Here is a 582-nt window from a genome sequence, read left to right as displayed (position 1 = left end):
ATTCAATGCAAGTAGGTTGGTTTGGTCTGCAATATCGTTGATAACTTTAAGAATCGTTTCGATGTTTGCTGTTGCTGACTCTAACACTTGAACTTCTTCAACAGCCAAATCGATGCTGTCTGAGAGCATATTAATGGTTTGTGTTGATTCGCTCACCACTGATGAGCCTTCAATGGTTGCTTGATCGGCTTCTTTCGCAGCGCTTGCGGCGCCTTGTGCGTTGTTCGCAACTTCTGTCGCGGTGACAGACATTTCGTGCATTGCGGTTGCCAGTTGCTCCAATTCTTGAAGCTGAGTTTGAATGGCACCAGCGGAGTCGCGTGCGCCTTCCGCCGTGATTTGAGTACCAGTAAGAATCTGATCAGAGATAGATTTCGATTCAATGATCTGCTGCTGAAGATTTTCCATAAAGGTGTTGAAGTTTTTCGCTAGCTCAGAAAACTCCTGATCGGTGTCAGTTTCTAGGCGTTGCGTTAAATCACCTTTGCCAGATGCGACGTCTTTAATTGCCGTGTTTAGTGTATCTAGCGGGCGCATTAGGGTTCTGATCAGAAGTGTTAATGCGATAACTGAAGCAAGTAC

General features: G+C 45.5%; 1 protein-coding gene. It reads right to left on the bottom strand.

Annotated elements, in window-relative coordinates:
- Positions 1–582, bottom strand: a 582-nt coding sequence (locus R7Q11_RS28055; protein ID WP_225467215.1) for a methyl-accepting chemotaxis protein, incomplete at both ends; no start/stop codon positions are given.

The sequence above is a fragment of the Vibrio sp. 970 genome, assembly GCF_033339075.1.
This window is presented reverse-complemented; position numbering and strand designations above follow the sequence as displayed.